This is a genomic window from Streptomyces griseorubiginosus, from assembly GCF_017614965.1.
Lineage (GTDB): Bacteria > Actinomycetota > Actinomycetes > Streptomycetales > Streptomycetaceae > Streptomyces > Streptomyces griseorubiginosus_B.
The window spans coordinates 1-15,931 of record NZ_WVUG01000204.1; the positions used below are offsets into that span (position 1 = coordinate 1).

10 protein-coding genes and 1 pseudogene are annotated in these 15,931 nt (G+C 72.2%); 3 read left to right on the plus strand and 8 right to left on the minus strand.

The features are described 5' to 3' along the window. Nucleotides 1-323: 323 nt before the first annotated feature. Nucleotides 324-2,852 carry a SpoIIE family protein phosphatase gene (locus GRC12_RS30060; protein ID WP_208782692.1) on the plus strand — a complete coding sequence of 843 codons (2,529 nt, stop codon included), beginning with the start codon at nucleotides 324-326 and terminating at the stop codon, nucleotides 2,850-2,852. A gap of 19 nt (nucleotides 2,853-2,871) precedes the next feature. On the opposite strand, the gene GRC12_RS30065 is transcribed toward GRC12_RS30060, so the two are convergent. The 6 genes and pseudogenes from GRC12_RS30065 to GRC12_RS30090 form a co-directional block, all read right to left on the minus strand. Beyond that, nucleotides 2,872-4,035 (minus strand): substrate-binding domain-containing protein, encoded by a 1,164-nt coding sequence (locus GRC12_RS30065; RefSeq protein ID WP_308286671.1) that lies wholly within the window; start codon nucleotides 4,033-4,035, stop codon nucleotides 2,872-2,874. Nucleotides 4,036-4,091: 56 nt separating this feature from the next. Then, nucleotides 4,092-5,198 (minus strand): ABC transporter permease, encoded by a 1,107-nt coding sequence (locus tag GRC12_RS30070; protein ID WP_208782694.1) that lies wholly within the window; start codon nucleotides 5,196-5,198, stop codon nucleotides 4,092-4,094. After that, nucleotides 5,195-6,743, minus strand: a pseudogene (locus GRC12_RS30075) (sugar ABC transporter ATP-binding protein). Before GRC12_RS30075 ends, GRC12_RS30070 begins: the two are co-directional and overlap by 4 nt. A 133-nt stretch (nucleotides 6,744-6,876) precedes the next feature. Then, entirely contained in the window at nucleotides 6,877-9,753 is a 2,877-nt protein-coding gene (locus GRC12_RS30080) for a SpoIIE family protein phosphatase (protein WP_208782695.1), read from the minus strand. Nucleotides 9,754-10,008: 255 nt separating this feature from the next. Next, nucleotides 10,009-10,944, minus strand: a complete 936-nt coding sequence (locus GRC12_RS30085) for a cyclase family protein (RefSeq protein WP_208782696.1) — start codon at nucleotides 10,942-10,944, stop codon at nucleotides 10,009-10,011. A gap of 25 nt (nucleotides 10,945-10,969) precedes the next feature. Continuing rightward, on the minus strand, nucleotides 10,970-11,398 hold the full coding sequence (locus tag GRC12_RS30090) for a YjbQ family protein (protein ID WP_208782697.1): 429 nt from the start codon (nucleotides 11,396-11,398) through the stop codon (nucleotides 10,970-10,972). 101 nt (nucleotides 11,399-11,499) lie between these two features. Here GRC12_RS30090 and GRC12_RS30095 point away from each other — a divergent pair, with 101 nt between their 5' ends. Then, nucleotides 11,500-12,585, plus strand: coding sequence for an NAD(P)-binding domain-containing protein (locus GRC12_RS30095; RefSeq protein ID WP_208782698.1), 1,086 nt, complete (start codon nucleotides 11,500-11,502; stop codon nucleotides 12,583-12,585). A gap of 12 nt (nucleotides 12,586-12,597) precedes the next feature. On the opposite strand, the gene mltG is transcribed toward GRC12_RS30095, so the two are convergent. Together mltG and GRC12_RS30105 are read right to left on the minus strand one after the other, a co-directional pair. Then, nucleotides 12,598-13,455 carry an endolytic transglycosylase MltG gene (mltG, locus tag GRC12_RS30100; protein WP_208782699.1) on the minus strand — a complete coding sequence of 286 codons (858 nt, stop codon included), beginning with the start codon at nucleotides 13,453-13,455 and terminating at the stop codon, nucleotides 12,598-12,600. A 43-nt stretch (nucleotides 13,456-13,498) separates the two neighbouring features. Further along, a complete protein-coding gene (locus GRC12_RS30105) occupies nucleotides 13,499-15,301 on the minus strand; it encodes an ABC transporter ATP-binding protein (RefSeq protein ID WP_208782700.1) in 1,803 nt (600 codons plus the stop codon). 94 nt (nucleotides 15,302-15,395) lie between these two features. Here GRC12_RS30105 and GRC12_RS30110 point away from each other — a divergent pair, with 94 nt between their 5' ends. Then, nucleotides 15,396-15,854, plus strand: coding sequence for a MarR family winged helix-turn-helix transcriptional regulator (locus GRC12_RS30110; protein ID WP_208782701.1), 459 nt, complete (start codon nucleotides 15,396-15,398; stop codon nucleotides 15,852-15,854). The last annotated feature ends 77 nt before the right edge of the window (nucleotides 15,855-15,931 follow it).

A 15,931-nucleotide genomic window follows, 5' to 3' on the forward strand; every position in this document is an offset into this window, starting at 1 on the left:
ACGGGAGACACCCCGCCCCTCCCGCAGCCTCCGCAGCCGCACCCCCAGGAGCAGTCTCGGCACCATGGGCCCGGCGGACGGACCACCCAGAACCCCCGTGACGGACGGTGTGCTTGCGGTCTCTTCGACGCCCATGGGCATGCTCCTCGCGGTGAACTCCACCATCGTAAAGCCCGGTTGACACCAGGACCCGGCTTCAGCGAACCGACATGGCTCGTTTCCGGCGAACGTTCACGGCGACCCGTCGCCCCACCTCTGGAACCCTCCACCACGAGCGCCCCGGTCCGCCTCAAACCGCCTAAAATGGGACAAGTACTCCATGGATGATCGAGGGCAGCGTGTCGGCCAACGGTAGGGCATCGAGCTCGTACCCGCTCGGCGCCGCGGGTGTCGGCGAAGCGCCCGAACGCGACGACGCGTTGGTCAGGGCCGTGATCCACGCCGTGGAGGTCACCGGAGCACATACCGGGAGCGTGTTCCTGCTCTCCGGGGACCATCGCTCGCTCGTGGTGGCCGCGTCCTGCGGGTCGCCGCCCTCCCTGCTCACCGGGTGGCGTCGGATCCCGGTGAGCAGCCGCATACCGGTGGCGGAGGCGTACCGCTCCGGGCGCATGGTCCACCTGGCCGGCGCGGAGGAGACGATGCGGCGCTTCCCCCAGCTCTCGATCGCCCTGCCCTACTCGTTCGGCTCCGCGTCGGTCCCCGTGCGGGCGGGCGGGCACACGTTCGGCGCCATCGCGGTGGTGTGGACGGCCCGGCGGGACGGGACGGGCCTGTCGAGGGCGCAGCGCAGGCAGCTGCGCTCCACCGCCGACCGGCTGGGCACCGCCCTCGCCGGGCTGCGGGCCCGCGGCGGTCTCGGTGAGTACGACGAGCGGACGGACCCGATACTGGTCCCGCTGCCGTCCTCCCCGATGATCCGGGTCGGCCTGTTCGACTGGAATCTCGGCACCGGGGCCCTCACCGCCGACGACGAACTGTGCGCGATCCTCGGCATCGAGCCCCGCGAGTTCGACGGACGGGCGGCAACGCTGGCGGCCCGTGTCGAGCCGGCGGATCTGCCCGGTTTCCGGTCCGCCGCCCGGTCCGCGGTCGAGGAGGGGCACGTACTGGCGCACGGACTGCGCATCCTGGACGGCCGTGGCGGGCACCGCGTCGTCGAGCTGTGGGGCCGGGTGCCGGAGAGCCCCGACGACCCGGAGGCCTCGTGCCACCTGGTCGGCGCCGTGCTCGACTCCGGGAGCGGCATGGCCGCCGTCGCGGCGATCGAGCGGCTCGCGGACGGATTCTTCGCGCTCTCTCCGGACGGACGCCTCGCCTACGCCAACCACAGCCTGGAGGATCTGCTGCGGGTCCGCCAGGACGAACTCCTCGGCCGGCGCCCCTGGGACGTCCTGCCCTGGCTGGCCGATCCCGTGTACGAGGACCGCTACCGGGCCGCCGTCGTCTCCCAGCAGCCGGTCTCCTTCCTGGTCCGCCGCCCACCGGACGAGTGGCTGGTCTTCTCCCTCCACCCGGGCGCCCAGGGCATGACGGGATGGGTCTCACGCGTGCGACAGCCCGTACCGTCCGGCACCGGACCCGGTACACCGGTCGCCGAGGAGGTACCGCCCATCTCGCCGGCGGCTCCGCCCGCGGTCCCCCGCGTGGGTGCCCTCTACCGGGTGCTCTCGCTCGGCAGTGCCCTCACCGAGGCGGTCACCGCGCACGAGGTGTTCGATGCCGTCGCCGATCAGCTGCTGCCCGCTTTCGGCGGCCAGAAGCTGGCGATCGCCGTGGTGGAGGAGCGGCGCCTGCACCTGCTCGCCCAGCGCGGCTACTCCAAACGCTTCCTCGCCCGATTCGAGGGCACCCCGCTCCACGCCCGGCTGCCCATGACGGACGCGCTGACCTCCGGCGCCCCGCTCTTCGTCGAGTCACCGGAGCAGATGCGCGCCATGTACCCCGGGATCATGGTGGGTCACACCCACTCCTGGGCGTTCCTGCCGTTGATCGCCTCGAACCGTCCGGTGGGCGGCTGCATGCTCGGCTTCGACGACGTCCACCGGTTCCCCGACGAGGAGCGCGGCGTCCTCACCGCACTGGGCGGCCTGATCGGCCAGGCCCTGGAACGGGCCAGGCTCTACGACGCCGAATTCGCCCTCGCCCGCGGCCTGCAGGACGCGCTGCTGCCGCACCGGCTGCCCTCCGTGCCGGGTCTGCGCGTCACCGGACGCTACCTTCCGGGCACCCGGGGGATGGAGATCGGCGGCGACTGGTACGACGTCATCCCGACCGGCGACGACGTCTCGCTGATCGTCGGGGACGTCGAGGGGCACAACGTCCCCGCCGCGGCCGCCATGGGCCAACTGCGCAGCGCCATGCGGGCCTTCGCCGCCGCGGGTCACCGACCGGGTGAGGTCGTCGCCGGCACCAACCGGCTCCACATGGACCTCGACCCGGCGCTCCTCGCCAGCTGCTGCTACGCCCGGCTCCGTCCCCGCTCGGGGATCCTGCGCATCGTGCGCGCGGGCCATCTCCCGCCCCTGCTGCGCCTGTCCGACGGCCACACCAGGATCCTGGACGTGCCCGGCGGCCCACTGCTCGGCGTCGACGCGGCGGCACACTTTCCGGAGTCGGAGCTGCGTCTGGCTCCCGGGTCGGTCCTCGCCCTGTACACGGACGGGTTGATCGAGCGGCGCGACTCGGACATCGGCTCCGACGTCGAGCGGCTCCGGGCGTCGCTGGCCCGTCTGGGCGGGGGCCGCCTGGACGATCTGGCGGACGGCCTGCTGCGGGATGCCTGCCAGGCCTTCCCGGACCGGGCGGACGACATCGCACTCCTGCTCACCGAGTACGCACCGCCGCGTTGACCGGCCCTCGCCGCCACCGTCACCTGCCCCAGATCTTCCGGTAGGCCTCCCGGTATCCCACCGGATCCCAGCTCGTGGCGCCCTGGCTGTTGTCGGCCGTGCTGATGTGGACGGGGGCGACATAACCGCTGGCCGGTCGGCCCGAGAAGGCGCGGTTGAACTCGTCGACGATCTGCCAGCCCTGCAGGGACAGCGGCTCGGGCACGGTGGCCGCCTGGTACTGCGCGCTGTTGATGCGCTCGAAGGCGGAGGGGTCGCCGTCGCCCGCGCCGATGTTGAAGGGCGGCCCTGCGCCGTTCTTGCCGGCCGCGCGGAACGCCGGGGCGGCGTCGGCGAAGTACAGGTCGTTGATGGCGACCGAGTGGGTCCAGCTGCCCTGGAAGCGGGAGAGGAGTGAGGAGATCTCCCGGGGCGTGCGGCTGCTCGCGTCCGGGAGCGGGATGTTCTCGTACGCCAGCAGCCGCACGCCTGCGCAGGTGGCCAGCTCCCTCCTGATCAGGTCGGACTTGTACTTGGCGAAGGGGATCGAGGCGTCGGTGAAGACCACGGCCCCGGCGGTGCCGTGGGAGCTCGCGATGACCCACTGCCCGCTGGCTCTGGCGACGTCCTCGACCTTGGTGGTGACGTTGGTGAAGAGCCTGGGGCGCCGGCTGGGGCCGGGGGAGGCGACCGCGTGCCAGCCGATGAGCGGGATGCCCGCCGCGTTCGCGCGCGCCACCTGCTGCGAGGTCGAGTCGGGGTCGAAGCCCCCGATGACGATGCCCGAGGGCCTGACGTCGACGGCTTCGCTCATCGCCGCCTGGATGCCGGCGGGGGTGCCGCCGCCGTCGATCACCCGGATGTCCCAGCCGATGACCCGTGCGGCTTTCCGCACGCCGTCCGCGGCGCCCGCGACTCCGGGATTGGTCATGGTCTGGGCGACGTAGACGATGGTCCTGCGGGCCGCGGCGGTGGGGCCGCGGGTCGGCCCGTTCCAGGGGATGTCGGTCCGCTCCGCCCGGCTGATGGCTGCCTGGGCCCTGGCCTGGACCGCGGGGCAGCCGCTGGGGCCCGAGGTGGAGTGCGCCGGGCCTCTCGACGAGCCGCGTTCACAGCCGGCCAGCACGACGACCGCGGCCGCCAGAACGGTGGCGGTGGACCGCGCGGTGCGGACGGTGCGAGTGGTGTTGCGGATGCGGTGCACGGAAGTTCCTTGCCGAGGGTTCCGCCCGGGCACGACGGCGATGCCCGCGGCGTGGGTCATGGAGGGCCGCCCCGAGTGCCGTCTTCCGGTGGCGCGGCCGGCGAGTCGCGGGCGACGACCGCGCCGGTGCGCAGCCGGCGACGGGCGGAGTAGCCGGCCAGCCCGACGGCGAGGAGCAGCGTGCCGCCGTAGAACAGGGGGACGGTCCAGAAATCGCCGCCCATCTGGGCGATGCCGGTGAGGCCGACGGCGAGGACGGCGACGGCGACGAGGGTGCCCAGGGCGTTGGGGCGGCCGGGTTTGATGGCGGTGGAGCCGAGAAGGGCGCCGACGAACGCGGGGAGCAGGTAGTCGAGGCCGACGCTGGGATTGCCGATCTCCTGCTGGGCCGCGAGCAGCACACCGGCGAAGCCGACGATCAGTCCCGACGCGGCGAAGGCGTAGACGGTGTACCGGCGGGTCGGGATGCCGACCAGGTCGGCGGCGCGCGGGTTCGACCCGACGACGTACAGGTACCTGCCGAGCGGCAGCCGCTCCAGCACCAGCCAGAGGACGGCCGCGAGGGCGAGCACGTAGAAGGCGGGAACCGGCAGGCCGAGGAACCTGGAGTCGTAGAGGTCGGTGAAGGCGGGCGGGAGTCCCTGCGGGCCGGGGACGATCCGGCTGCCACCGGTGATCCAGCCGGTCACCGCGTACATCATGCTGCCGGTTCCGAGGGTGGCGATGAACGAGTCGATCCGGCCGAATTCGACGACGACACCGTTGAGGACGCCCACGACGCCGCCTCCGGCGATCACCGTGAGGCAGGCGAGCGGCCAGGGCCACCCGTCGCCCACGACGAGCTGCATCACCATGACGTGCGCCAGGCCGAGACCGTAGCCGATGGAGAGGTCGAACGCGCCGGTCACGATGGGCACCATGGCGGCGAGCGCGAGGACGGCCGGGATCGACTGGTTGGACAGGATCGAGTCGACGGTGTCCCGCGTGGGAAAGGTGCGGGGCAGGGAGAGGGAGAAGATCAGGAAGAGCAGGGCGGTGAGGGCCAGGAGGCCGTAGGCGCCGACGAGTTGCCCGCTCCGGCCGTGCGGTCGGGCCCCTGGCCTCGGTGGACGGGGGCGACGGCGCCGTGGCGGGGGCGCGGACGGAATGGGGGCGCCGGTCACGAGGTCGCCGTGGTTCCGGAGGAGGGCAGGGCCGACGCCGCCCTGGTGAGCTCGGTGACCGTGAGGGAGGGACCGGTCAGCTCGGCCGTCATGGATCCGCGGACGAAGACCAGGGCGCGTCGGCACACGCCGGCGACCTCCTCGAAGTCGCTGGAGACGAGGAGGACCGCGAGACCGGCTGCGCGTGCCTCGTCGAGCAGGCGGTGGATCGCGGCTTTGGCACCGATGTCCACGCTCGCCGTCGGGTCCTCGAGGATCAGCAGGCGCAGGCCCCAGCCGCAGCCACCGGCCGATCATGACCTTCTGCTGGTTTCCCCCGGACAGGGTGGCGATGGCGGCCTCGCTGTCACGGGGACGCACCGAGAACCGTTCGATCAGCGCGTCGGCCTCGGCGCGTTCGCGGCGGGGGCTGATCCAGCGCGGCGCCGACAGGCCTCCCGCGCGAGGATGGGCCAGGAGGTTCTCCCGTACGGTCAGCCCGGCGAGGCAGCCCTCCCGCTGTCTGTCGCCGGGCACGAGGGCGACGCCGTGGCGGACGGCCTGAGCGACGGTACGGGGTCGGTACGGGCGACCGCCGAGGAAGGTCCGTCCGCCGAGGAGGGGGCGGCTGCCCGCGAGGGCTCGGGCGAGGTCCATGTGTCCGGCGCCCGTGAGTCCCACCAGGCCGAGCACTTCCCCCTGTCCGAGCTCCAGCGTGACCGGTCCCGTGGCGGCGGTGCGCACTCCCTCCAGGGTCAGCACGGCCGGGCCGCCCGGCGGGGCGGGGAAGGGGCGGTGGCCGGTCGGTTCCCCGCCGGTGATGTCGCGGACCAGGCGGGCGGGACCGTGGCTCGCCTTCGAGCCGTGGCTGACCAGGCGTCCGTCGCGCAGCACGGCGACGGTGTCGGCGACCTCGTACACCTCGTCCAGGCGATGGGTGACGTAGAGGACGGCGTTGCCCCGCTCGCGCAGGGTGTGCAGGACGTGGAACAGCCGGGCGCAGTCCGCGGCGGGCAGGCGGGCGGTCGGCTCGTCGAGGACGATGAGTTCCGCCCGTGCCGCCAGGGCTCGTGCCACGGCGACGAGCGATCGCTCGGCCGGGGCGAGGCCGGCGACCGGCACGTCGGGATCGAGGTGCCCGGCGACGACCCGCAGGGCCTCGGCGCAGTGCTCCCGGGTGCGCCGCCAGGAGATCAGTCCGGCGCGGCGCGGGTACCCGGCGGTCAGGGCGATGTTCTCGGCCACCGTCATCCAGTCCACCAGGCCGAGGTCCTGGTGGATGAAGGACATGTGCCGGGACGCGGCGTGGGTTGCGAGCGGGTGACCGGCCACGGTGACCCGCCCCGAGTCGGCGTGGTGGACGCCGGCGAGCACCTTGATGAGGGTGGACTTCCCCGCGCCGTTGGGACCGAGGAGGGCGAGGACGCTGCCGGCGTGGACATCGAGGTCGACCCCGGCGAGCGCGAGGGTCGCCCCGAAGCGCTTGGTGAGTCCGCGGACACGGACCAGAGGTTCCGCCCCGTGGGGCGCGACCGCGGGCGCGGAGGTGTCGTGGGCCTCGTGCACGGACCTCTCCGGGGTTGGACCTGGTGTGTTCTGCCCGATGTGCATCAGTGATATTAGCCGCACATACCAGATATTTTCCGATGTCTTGCCCCGGTCTGTTACCCCAACGGAGCAGTCGATCGCCGGGCGGGGCTCATGGCCCCTCGAGCCCGCATTCGGCCCAGATGACCTTGCCCTGCCGGGTGTAGCGCGTGCCCCAGCTCCGTGTCAGCTGGGCGACGAGGAACAGGCCGCGGCCCCCCTCGTCGGTGCCGGCCGCCTGCCTCAGGTGCGGGGCGGTGTTGCTGGTGTCGGAGACCTCGCAGATCAGGGAGCGGTCGTGGAGCAGGCGTACCCGGATCGGCCCGGCACCGTGCCGGATCGCGTTGGTGACCAGCTCGCTGAGCACCAGTTCGGCGGCGAACGCGGCCTCGTCGAGTCCCCAGTCGGCCAGTTGCCGGGTGGCGGCGGCTCGGATGTCGCTGACCCGGGCCGGATCCGCGGGCAGGTCCCAGGTGGCGATCCGTCGGGGATCCAGGGCGTGGGTGCGGGCGACGAGCAGGGCGATGTCGTCGTAGGGATGGGCGGGGGCCACGGTGCTGAGCACCGCCTCGCAGGTCTCGTCGGGCGTGCCCGCCGCCCGGGACAGGGTGACGCGCAGCTCTTCGAGGACGACGTCCACGTCGCGGTGCCGGTCCTCGATGAGCCCGTCGGTGTAGAGGACCACCTGGCTGTTCTCGGGGAGCTCGAACTCGGTGGCTTCGAACGGCAGGCCGCCGAGACCGAGCGGGGGTCCGGCGGGCAGGTCGGGGAACCACACGGTGCCGTCGGGCCGGACGAGAGCGGGCGGAGGATGACCGGCGCGGGCCATGGTGCACTGCTGTGTGGTCGGGTCGTAGACGGCGTAGAGACAGGTCGCGCCGATGATGCCCGCGTCCACGGCGCCGGGGTCCTCGCGGTCCAGGCGTCCCACGAGTCTGTCGAGGTGGGTGAGGACCTCGTCCGGGGGAAAGTCGAGTTCGGCGAAACTGCGGGCGGCGGTGTGCAGCCGCCCCATGGTGGCGGCCGAGAGCATTCCGTGGCCGACGACGTCACCGACGAAGAGTCCGACCCTGGTGCCGGACAGGGGTATGACGTCGTACCAGTCCCCTCCGACGTCGGATTCGGCGGGCAGGTAGCGGTGGGCGACCTCGACGGCGTCCTGGTCCGGCACCACCTGCGGGAGCAGGCTGCGCTGCAGGGCCAGGACCATGGTGCGTTCGCGGGTGTAGCGCCGGGCGTTGTCGATGGACAGCGCGGCGCGGGCGGCCAGTTCCTGGGCCAGCGACCGGTCGTCGTCGCCGAACGGCGGCGAGCCCTGCGCGCGGTAGAGGCCGGCCACGCCCAGGACGACGCCGCGGGCGACCAGGGGTACCGCGATGAGGGAGTGGACGTGGTCCAGCAGTTGAGCGGAGTGCTCCGCGTCCTGTGTGAACCAGCCCGCGGCGGCCTTCAGGTCCGGTTCCAGCACGGCCAGGCCGCTCGCCAGACAGCGCGACTGCGGCATCGCCGGACCGTAGTCGATCTGCTTGCCGACCGGCTGGAAGGGAGCGTCGTCACGGATGCCGTGGACCACGGTGCGGCGCAGGTCGCTGCGGGGGTCGGCGGACTCCTCGCCGCGGAGCACGGCCTCGGGCAGGTCGACGGTGACGAAGTCGGCCAGGTGGGGCACCGCCGCCTCGGCGAGTTCCCGGGCGGTACCGCGCACATCCAGCGTGGTGCCGAGACGGACACCGGCCTCGGACAGCAGTTCCAGACGGCGGCGCGCGGCGAGGGCGTACGTGCCCACGTGCGGCTCCCCCACCATCACGAGGCCTCTCGCCGGGGGCGTGCGGCCGGAGTTCCCGTCCGGCGTGCCGTCGCCGCCCGTGCCGCCCTCGACGCCCGCGGCGACAGTGCGGTGCGCCGTGCCGGCGAGAGGTCCCGACGACGAGGGTGCGGACGGCTGTGCGGGCGCCGCGGCGGGAACGGCCCCGGAGAGCGGGAGGGACGTCGCGACGGCGGTCTCGACAGGGAGGGCCGGCGGCTCGGGGATCTGACGCGGGAGGGCGAGGGGCCCGCGCGGTGCGGGACCTGGGAGAACGGCTTCGATGACGAAGCCCTCCACTCCGGAGGCACTCGTCACCGGCCGGCTCACGAGCCTGACCCGACCGCCGTCGGGCAGCGGCACGTCGACGCAGGCCCGCTGCGCCCGGGCGATCAGCTCGGCGGCCTTCTCCATGACGATTCCCCGGTCGCGGGGCCTCATCTCCACGGCCAGTTCCCGTATCCCGACGCGGTGCCGCGTGCCTGCGGCAGCCTCGGCCCCGCTGTCCAGGTACGCCTGCAGCAGAGCACGCTCACGCGCGGAACTCTGCTCCAGCAGCCCCCGCTCGATGGTCTCGGCCGCCTTGCGGATCACGGCGTCCAGCGCCGGGTTCTCGACGCTGCGCGGGTATCCCAGGCACAGGACGCCCTCGATGCGGCCACTGAGCGGGTCGCGGACGGGCAGCGCGCGACAGGCGCTCGCCTGGGAGCGCTCGGCGAAGTGCTCGGCTCCGTAGACGCGGATGGGCCGGCGCTCCGCCAGGGCGAGACCGATGCCGTTGGTGCCGGCGACCTGCTCGGCGAACACGAATCCGGGGACGCTCTGGATGGGCGGAAGAGCTCTGGCCAGCGATGCCTCTCCGAAACGGCGCATGAGCACCGTCCCGTCGGCATCGGCGAGGGAGATGTTCATCGCGCTGCCGGCGAACGTCGCCTGCAGCCGGTCGAGCACCGGAGCGGCCGCGCGGACGATCCGTCCGTCCGGCTCGAAGTCCTCCCGGAAGGGAAGGTCGGTCTGGTCCGGCGACAGCCCCAGCAGCCGGCAGCGCCGCCAGGAGGCAAGGATCGACGCGCGCACCCCCGTCTCGACCGGCTCACCCTGCAGGAACCGCTCACGGAAACCGGCGGGCCCCGTGCCGATTGACGCACGCCCTGTCGGTATCGGATCTCCGCCGGACCGAACCACGCTCCGCCTCACTCGCGCCTTCGACAGTCGGATCTTCCGACATGTCGGATATGGACGAGGATACGAGCATCGGTAGCGCGCGTCACTGTGCGCCAAGCGCTCCGCTGGAAGTGCCGCGCTGTGCCGCCGGTCGTCCTCGGCGCCGTCGTGGCCGGTCGCGCAGTTCCCCGCGGCCCTTCAGGGGCCCTACCGAACCGCTGCGGACTTCACCATGTCCGCTCAGGTCTCTCCCGTCACCGACCGGACCTGATCGCTTCAGAGGACCGCGACCGGGTTGACGGGCGAGCCCGTCCCGCCCGGGACGTTCAGCGGCGCCACGACGAGCAGGAATTCGTGCCGGCCCGCCTTCGCGGTCGCGGCGGACAGCGCTTCCAGGTCGAGGTTGTCCAGCAGCGGCACCCCCATGGCGGCGACGGCCAGGGCATGGACCGGCGAGTGCACACCGTCCACGGGGGAGGGCCGTGCGTCACTGTCGCCGTCCGCGCCGAGCAGTGCGATGCCGCGCTCGGCCAGCAGCGGCAGGGCGTCCACATGAAAGCCCGCGCTGGCCGTGTCCGGGTCCCAGGCACCGAGTTCCTCGCGGCGCCGGACGTGTCCGGAGCGCAGCAGTACCGCGTCGCCCTCACCGATCGTCACACCGAGCGCCTTCTCCGCGGCCACGACGTCCTCGGCGCGCACCGCTCGCCCCGGCTCCAGCCAGCGGGTTTCGAGGACGGCGGGCAGATCGAGGAGGACCCCCCTCGTGACGAGGGGTCCGAGCGCCGACACCGCGCCGAACCGGGCGCCCCCGGCGTCGACGACCTCGTGCGCCGTGCGTCCGTCGTAGAGCCGCCCCCGGTAGGCGATGTGGCACAGGGCGTCGAGATGGCTGATGCCCTTGCCGTGGTAGTCGGCGGCGATGAAGTCCTTGTGGGTGGAGGGTTCCGGCGCCTCCACGTCACCGAGATCGGTCATGTGGTGCAGCGCGGGCTTGCGGTTGCCGGGGCCCGGCCGGGTGTTCCAGGGCAGCCCCAGCGGGACGACCGTGCCCGTCCGCACCAGCGCCGCGGCCCGCAGCACGTGGTCCGGGGTGACCCGGTTGAAGGCGCCGCGGTCGGCCGGCGACCAGCGTCCCCACGTGCGGACCGCATCGAAGAGCGCGTCGAACTCCCGACGGGAGACGGCGGGCCCGTCGCCGGAAAGTGGACTCATCCGGCCCTCCTTGATCACTGGGCGGTCAGGAGCCCCCGAGGAAAGACAGGCGCACCTTCCGTTGGGAATTGTCCCTGTTCGTGTCCACCAGGCACACCGACTGCCAGGTCCCCAGCTCCAGCTCCCCGCCGACCACCGGCAGCGTCGCGTGCGGCGGCACGAAAGCCGGCAGCACGTGGTCCCGGCCGTGCCCGGGGCTGCCGTGGCGGTGCTGCCAGCGGTCGTCGGCCGGGAGGAGGGTGTGGAGGGCGGCGAGGAGGTCGTCGTCGCTGCCCGCGCCCGTTTCGATGACGGCGATTCCGGCGGTCGCGTGCGGGACGAAGACGTTGAGCAGGCCGTCACGACCGGCGGCCGCCTCCCGCAGGAAGGCCTCGCAGTCGCGGGTCAGGTCGACCACCCTCTCCGTGGAGCCGGTGGTGACGTTCAGGACTCGGGTGGTGAAGGCATCGGACATGACCCCATCCTGACCCCTGTGCCGGGTTTCACACGTGCGTCACGGCCCGACCGCCCCACACGGACGGGAAGATCCACGACCTGCCCACCGTTAGTAGAAATGTGAACAACACGCGCGAGGTCGAGGTAGTCGTCATAGGCGCCGGTCAGGCGGGTCTGTCCAGCGCCTATCACCTGCGCCGCACCGGTTTCGAGCCGGAGCGCGACTTCGTGGTCCTCGACCACTCCCCCGGCCCGGGCGGCGCCTGGCAGTTCCGCTGGCCCTCGCTGACATACGGCAAGGTCCACGGCATGCACTCCCTGCCCGGCATGGAGCTGACGGACGCCGACCCCGAGCGGCCCTCGTCCGAGGTGATCACCGAGTACTTCGCCACCTACGAGCGCACCTTCGACCTGCGCGTACGGCGGCCCGTCGATGTCCGTGCCGTGCGGGAGGGGGACGGCGGGCGGCTGCTCGTCGAGACCTCGGACGGCACCTGGTCGACCCGGGCGCTGATCAACGCCACCGGCACCTGGGACCGGCCGTTCTGGCCGCGCTATCGCGGCCAGGAGACCTTCCGGGGGCGCCAGTTGCACACCGCGCAGTATCCCGGGCCCGAGGCGTTCGCGGGCCGGCGCGTGGTCGTGGTGGGCGGGGGCGCCTCCGGCACGCAGCACCTGCTGGAGATCGCCCGGTACGCGGCCGCCACCACCTGGGTCACCCGGCGCCCGCCCGTCTACCACGAGGGCCCCTTCACCGAGGAGTACGGCCGGGCGGCCGTCGCGCTGGTGGAGGAGCGGGTGCGGCGGGGACTGCCGCCGCAGAGCGTCGTGACGGTGACCGGACTGCCTCTCAACGACACGATCCGGCAGGGCATCGAGGACGGCATCCTCGACCGGCGGCCCATGTTCGACCGGATCACCCCCGACGGCGTGGAGTGGAACGACGGGCGGCGCGTCGACGCCGACGTCATCCTCTGGGCCACCGGCTTCCGGGCGGCCATCGACCATCTCGCGCCGCTGCGGCTGCGCGAGCCCGGCGGCGGGATCCGTGTCGACGGCACCCGCGCGGTCGCCGATCCGCGCATCCATCTGGTCGGCTACGGCCCGTCGGCCAGCACCATCGGCGCCAACCGGGCCGGCCGGGCGGCCGTACGGGACATCAGGCGCCTGCTGGCCGCGGAGCCGGCCGAGCCGGTCGCCGCGTGAGCCACCGCCGGGTCACCTGGCCGGGCTGGCGCTCTTCTGGTTGGCGTTGAACTCGGCGACGTTGCGCTGGTGTTGGGCGAAGTCGGCGGTGAACCGGGTGTCGCCCGGCTTCACGGTGACGAAGTACAGCCAGTCCCCCGGCGGCGGGTTGATCGCGGCGCGCATCGCGTCCTCGCCCGGGTTGTCGATCGGCGTGGGCGGCAGACCCATGCGCTGGTACGAGTTGTAGGGGCTGTCGACGCGCGTGTCGTCGGCGCTGGTCCTGAGCGAGGCGCGGTTGAGGGCGTAGTTGACGGTGGAGTCCATCTGCAGCGGCATCCCGTGTTCCAGCCGGTTGAAGATGACCCGAGCCACCTTGCCCATGTCCGCCTTCGAGGCGGCCTCGGCCTGCACGATGCTCGCGATGGTGACCGCCTGGTACACGTTCATGGCGTTGCGCTGGGCGCCGGCCGCGACCGGGGCGCCGTTGAACTTCTTGTTCGCGGTGTCGACCATGTACGCCAGCAATGACTCGGGTGTCGCCTTCCTGCCGTTGCTCTCCAGCGGATACGTCGCCGGGAAGAGATAGCCCTCCGGGTTGCCGTCGGCGTCGTTCGGCAGCTTCAGGCCGGCCTTGGCGATCGACCTCCTCGTACTGCCCGCGGGCAGCGCCAGGGCCTTGTCGACGGCGTCGTAGACCTGCCCCGCGCGCCAGCCCTCCGGGATGACCAGGGACGTCGGCCTGGCGTGCTGCTCCCTCTCCAGGGTCAGCAGCGGCACCGCCACGGCGGTGCCGGCCACGACGGCTCCGGTCGCGATGAGGGCGAACCGGCCCCTGCGCGTCAGTCGAATCGCGCTCCGAGTGCTCCGTGGCGGAGTGTTCTGGTCCATGCGGGCACGGTAACCCGCATATCGTCACAAACCCGGCATATTTTCAGCTTGTCGGTTCCAGTTGGGCATCCCGGCGTACGAGGGCCGCGTACCGCCCGTCGTGCTCCAGGAGTTCCTCGTGGGTGCCCCGCTCGGCCACCCGCCCGGAGTCGAGGACCACGATCTGGTCGGCACCCCGGATGGTGGACAGGCGGTGGGCGATGGTGAGCGTGGTGCGGTTGGCCGACAGGGCGTCGATGGCGTCCTGGACGGCCGCCTCGGTACGCGTGTCCAGGGCGCTGGTCGCCTCGTCGAGGATGAGGACCGGCGGATCGCGCAGGATGGTGCGGGCGATGGCCAGGCGCTGCTTCTCCCCGCCGGAGAAGCGGTGGCCGCGCTCGCCGACGACCGTGTCGTAGCCGTCGGGCAGGGACGCGATGTGCTCGTGGATCTGGGCCGCCCGGGCCGCCGCCTCGAGTTCCGCGTCGGTGGCGTCCGGCTTGGCGAAGCGCAGGTTCTCGGCGACCGAGGCATGGAAGAGGTACGTCTCCTGGGAGACGACGCCGACCGCGCGGGCGAGGGTGTCGAAGTCGAGGTCGCGGACGTCTACGCCGTCGAGGGTGACACGGCCGCCGGTGACGTCGTAGAGGCGCGGGACGAGATAGCCGAGCGTCGACTTTCCGGCGCCGGTCGGACCGACGACGGCGAGGCTGCTGCCGGCCGGGACGGTGACGTCGATGCTGTCGAGGATGGGCCCGCCCTTGTCGTCGTAGCGGAACTCGACGTCCTCGAAGCGGACCTCGCCCTTGATCTGGTCGAGGTGCACCGGGTTCTCTCGCTCGGTGATGTCGATGGGCAGGTCGAGGTACTCGAAGATGCGCTGGAAGAGCGCGAGCGAGGTCTGGATCTGGACACCGGTCGCCAGCAGGCTCACGGCCGGGCGGAACAGGCCCTGCTGGAGCGAGACGAAGGCGACGATCGTGCCGATGGAGACCTTGGGGCCGCCGAGTTGCAGGGCCATGCCCGCGGTCCAGTAGATGATCGCCGGCATGGCGGCCATGACGATGGTGATGACGGCCATCCGCCAGCGCCCGGCCATGTTGGAGCGCACCTCGAGGTCGACCAGGCCCTCGGACTCCTCGGCGAAGGACTTGGTCAGCGAGTCGGAACGGCCCATGGTGCGGCCGAGCAGGATGCCGCTGACGGAGAGCGACTCGGTGACGGTCGCGGCCATCGCGGCCATCTGCTTCTGGCGCTGAGTGGTGATCTTCTTGCGTTCGTTGCCGACGCGGCGGCTGATCCACACGAACACCGGGAGCAGCAGGAGGGAGACGACGGTCAGCCGCCAGTCGAGGGCGATCATCGCGACGATGGTGGCGACCACGCTGGTCAGGTTGGAGACCAGGGAAGTGGCGGTGGAGGTGACGGTGGCCTGCATGCCTCCGATGTCGTTGGCTATGCGGGACTGGACCTCACCGGTGCGGGTGCGCGTGAAAAACGCCAGCGACATGCGCTGCAGACGGCCGTAGACCGCGGTGCGCAGGTCGTGCATGACGCGCTGGCCGACCGTGGTGGAGATCAGGGTCTGCAGCACACCGAAGACGCTGGTCAGGACCGCGCTGACGATCATGCCGAGCGCGAGCAGGCTGAGCAGGCCGGTGCGGCCCTGGGGGATGGCGACGTCCAGGGTCTCCTTGAGGAGGAAGGGCGTGGCCACGGACACCAGGGACGCGGCACCGACGAGCAGTCCGACGACCGCGAGGCGGCCGCGGTAGGGACGGAAGAGCTTCAGGATGCGGCGCACCTGCCGGGGCTGCTGCTTGGCGTCGGCCGGCGGTGTCCAGCTGGGTTGGCGATCGGGATGCAATGGACTCCTACGGGAGTGGGACGACGAAGACTGGCGGAGCTTAGCTCATTGTTACCTATACTCACAATGAATGTCCTCCTGATATTGTTCCCGTATGACCACGCCCGATCCAGACGGCCTGCTCGCCGAGCAGTTGCTGCGGTTCACCCGCCGTGTGCACCGCATCCAGAAGCGGCACATCGAGCAGTGCGGCCTGGGGGTCACCCCGGCCCAGTCCCGCCTGTTGCGCACCCTGGCGCACTACGGCTCACCCCCGCGCATGGCCGATCTCGCCGAGCGCCTGGAAGTGGTCCCGCGGGCCGTGACCTCCCTGGTCGACGGACTGGAGGCGAACGGCAAGGTGCGCCGGGTGCCGGATCCGACGAATCGCCGGGTGATCCGGATCGAACTCACGGACGAGGGCCGCAAGGCGCTGAGCGAGGTACGGGGCGCTCGGCGCGCGGCCGCGGCGGAGATTCTGGCGCCGTTGAGCGATGAGCAGCGGGAGCTGTTGGGGGGGTTGTTGGACACGTTGGTCGATGGAGGGACGGAACCGGGGGCGCGCTGCGGTTAGGGGCGGTGCGGTCCGTGGGCGGCTGCGGGTGCGTGGGGGTCGTTCGCGCAGTTCCCCGCGCCCCTTTGGGGCGGACC